4 protein-coding genes and 1 pseudogene are annotated in these 3119 nt (G+C 55.8%); 1 reads left to right on the forward strand and 4 read right to left on the reverse strand.

What is annotated here, in order from left to right:
* Window positions 1–215 (forward strand): annotated as a pseudogene (locus tag AC5EFR_RS07785) (hypothetical protein); the annotation flags it as partial.
* A 67-nt stretch (window positions 216–282) separates the two neighbouring features.
* Here the strand turns inward: AC5EFR_RS07785 and AC5EFR_RS07790 are convergent.
* From AC5EFR_RS07790 to AC5EFR_RS07805, 4 genes are all read right to left on the reverse strand, one after another.
* On the reverse strand, window positions 283–711 hold the full coding sequence (locus AC5EFR_RS07790) for a hypothetical protein (protein ID WP_493575285.1): 429 nt from the start codon (window positions 709–711) through the stop codon (window positions 283–285).
* Between the two features lie 89 nt (window positions 712–800).
* On the reverse strand, window positions 801–1652 hold the full coding sequence (locus AC5EFR_RS07795) for a ferredoxin--NADP reductase (RefSeq protein ID WP_493575286.1): 852 nt from the start codon (window positions 1650–1652) through the stop codon (window positions 801–803).
* A gap of 165 nt (window positions 1653–1817) precedes the next feature.
* Window positions 1818–2198, reverse strand: a complete 381-nt coding sequence (locus AC5EFR_RS07800) for a DUF934 domain-containing protein (RefSeq protein ID WP_493575287.1) — start codon at window positions 2196–2198, stop codon at window positions 1818–1820.
* A complete protein-coding gene (locus AC5EFR_RS07805; protein WP_299927286.1) occupies window positions 2195–3004 on the reverse strand; it encodes a phosphoadenylyl-sulfate reductase in 810 nt (269 codons plus the stop codon). Before AC5EFR_RS07805 ends, AC5EFR_RS07800 begins: the two co-directional genes overlap by 4 nt.
* Window positions 3005–3119 lie beyond the last annotated feature (115 nt).

Here is a 3119-nt window from a genome sequence, read left to right on the forward strand (position 1 = left end):
CTGATACAGCTGCCGAAGCTGCGACCACGCCGGGTATTGCTGATCTGCTAACCGTGGATGGCTTTGATTATGATAAGGTCGGCGAGTATATCGACGGATCTGATCTGAACCTGGTCGCCAAAACCGGTGCCAAAGCATTGCTGGAGCAGGCCAAAAGCAACCCAGATGGGCTTGCGGGCATTTTGGATCAGCTCAAAGGCGCGCTTGGCCTCTAAGCCAACAGCTTTTCGACAACAAAGGCCGCGGGGATTCCTCGCGGCCTTTTTTTGCTCTGGGTCTCGGTTAAGCGGGGCCCGCGTTTAGCAAACTATCAGATCGCTCTTCCAATACATGCAAAAAGGTCAGGAACTGATCCCAATCTTCTAAATGTGCCTCCGCCCGAGCCGCTACATCACGCTGAGCTTGCGCAACGTCAATCAGATTGACCTGAGTTGAGGCGTTGTAGGGTTGGCCGGTCATCTGTGCCAAATGATCCAAAAAGCTTTTCCCAAAGCTGGCAAGCATGAGCAACTCGGCATTCACCGGTTGGCCAGCTTTCGCCATATCCTCAACGAGGCAGTCAATTTCAATCGGGGAAATGCGTCGGATGTCATAGCGGGTCAGAAGATGATCAATCTGCAACCGCTTTGCTTTGATCGCTGAAAACGCGCTCGACGCATTGTTCGGCGGCGTCTCTGGTGGGGCTGGCGTTTTATGTGGGGTGGTGTCCATTCTGGCCTCCAAGTTTACGTTGGAGCAAAGAGGCCAGAAAGAAGTGCATATCGGGTTAAGCGGGCCGAAATCGGCCCAAAAAACCGGTTTTAGTCCAAAAACGCCTTTTCAACGACGTAATGTTTGGGGTCCGAATTTGCCCCTTCTTCAAGGCCATACTCTTCGAACATCTCTTTGAGTTCGAGGTTGAAGGCCAGATTGCCACAGATCATCGCGCGATCGGTTTCGGCGTTTAGCGGCGCAACACCCAAATCCTTGAAAGCTTCGCCTGAGCGCATCAGATCGGTGATACGGCCCATCTTGGGGCTCTCTTCGCGGGTGGTGGTCGGATAGTATTTGATCTTCTTCCAGAAACCTTCGCCGATCACTTCGTTAAGCAATTCGTCGGTTTTCAGATCTTCGATCAGATCACGGCCATAGGTTAGCTCGCCCACTTCGCGGCAGGTGTGGGTGATGATGACCTCATCGTAATCTTCATAGGTCTGCGGTTCGCGCAGGAGCGACGCAAAGGGCGCAAACCCGGTGCCGGTGGCAAAGAACCAAATCCGTTTGCCCGGCAAGAGCGCGTCATGCACCAATGTCCCAACCGGTTTGGGACGCAGGATGATCTCATCGCCCACCTTGATGTGTTGCAAGCGCGACGTTAGCGGGCCGTCCTGGACCTTGATCGAATAAAACTCCAGCTCTTCGTCCCAGCTTGGCGACGCAATCGAATAGGCACGTAAAAGCGGCTTTTCCTTGCCGGTCTTTTCGTTCATCGCCATCAGGCCAATCATCACAAATTCACCCGAACGGAACCGCATCGAGGCGGGGCGGGTGCAGCGGAACGAAAACAAACGGTCCGTGTAATGTTTGACTTCGGTTACGGTTTGCGCATCCGGCATCGCCGGCTTTTTGGCTTCTTTGACGGGGGCGTCTGTCACTGCGGTCATCTCTGTCATGATTCCTTTGCCGGTTTATAAAACCGGTAATTCAGATTTAGCTTTGATATATGTCAGGTCTAGCGAAATCGAAACACCGTCTCTCGGTCTGAAACGAAACGCGCGCGACGCCGCTGCCCGTTCGAAATGACCGGCAGCGGCTTTATTGCTCAACCTATTGGGGGATTAACCGCGCATCCGCGCCTGATAATCATGCTCTTGCCAATTGGCGCGGGCGGTCCAATGGTCTTCTGGCTGACGGGCGGCCAGATCATCGTTGATCTCAACCTCATCAAAACCGCTGCGCCGCGCCATGGCGTATTGTTCGTTGATCACATGGCCCTTGGCGCGCAACCGACCCGTGTAACCGCGCAGCCGCAACAGGCGGGCAATGGTAAACCCACGGCCATCAGCAAAGCTTGGGAAATCGACGCGGATGATCTCGGCGTTGTCAAAGGCCACGGTGCTGGCATCGACGTCAGACGCCAGATCAATCGCGGTTTCACCGTCAAATGCGCCGGTCCAGTCATCTGCGGCAAAGCCGCTGTCGGTCACGATAACGCTCATGCCGTTTCTCCTTGTGTCTCACCTTCGGCGGTTGTGCCGGGGCGTATTGCGCGGCCATCCACAAAATGAATGCCGCACTCTTCTTTCTCTTCGCCGCGCCAGCGACCCGCTCGGGGGTCTTCGCCGGGCTTGACCTTGCTTGTGCAAGGCAGGCAGCCAATGCTGGGATAGCCTTGGGCCACCAGCGGGTGTTTGGGAAGGCGGTTTTCTTCCATGTAAACCCGCACATCATCGGGGCCCCAATGGGCCAATGGATTGACCTTGATCCGGCCTGTCGCCTCTTCAAGCTCAAAGAACTCGAGGTTGGCGCGCGACGCGCTTTGGTAGCGCTTGCGACCGGTGATCCAACCGTCAAACCCATCAAGCGCCTGTTCCAATGGCTGGGTCTTGCGAAGATCACAACAGCGATCCCGGTCGGAAAGTTTCAAGGCACCATACGGGTCATGCTTGTCTAGCACGGCCTGACTGGCCCGGATGATCTGCAGGTTTTCCAGATGCAGCCGTTCGGCAAGCTCCTGTTGGTAAACCAGCGTTTCGGCAAACAACAAACGCGTGTCGATGAACAAAACCGGGGTTTTCCGATCAACCATCGCCACCAAATGCAAAAGCGCGACGCTTTCTGCCCCAAAGGACGACACCATGGCGATGCGTCCGGCTTCGGGGTCGCGCAGGGCACCTTCAAGCACCGCTGTTGCGGAGTGATGGCGGTAGCGGGCGTTCAGGGCCTCTACGCGTTCCTTAAGGGCGTCCCAATCGGGCACCGCCCCGGTGTTGCGGCCGGGAAATCCGGCAGATGTGTTTGTCATCGGATCAGGCTGCCTTGGACCGTTTGTTTGCCTCTTCGCCATACAGCGCCTCTTTGAAGGGCGGCATGCCAATGCGGCGATAGGTTTCAAGGAATGTCTCATCCTCGTTTAGACG

The organism is Pelagimonas sp., from assembly GCF_058892305.1.

What these genes read in the sequence shown, in the direction of transcription:
- AC5EFR_RS07805 (WP_299927286.1), bottom strand. Translation starts at nt 3,004, where the DNA reads ATGACAAACACATCTGCCGGATTTCCCGGCCGCAACACCGGGGCGGTG.
- AC5EFR_RS07790 (WP_493575285.1), bottom strand. Translation starts at nt 711, where the DNA reads ATGGACACCACCCCACATAAAACGCCAGCCCCACCAGAGACGCCGCCG.
- AC5EFR_RS07795 (WP_493575286.1), bottom strand. Translation starts at nt 1,652, where the DNA reads ATGACAGAGATGACCGCAGTGACAGACGCCCCCGTCAAAGAAGCCAAA.
- AC5EFR_RS07800 (WP_493575287.1), bottom strand. Translation starts at nt 2,198, where the DNA reads ATGAGCGTTATCGTGACCGACAGCGGCTTTGCCGCAGATGACTGGACC.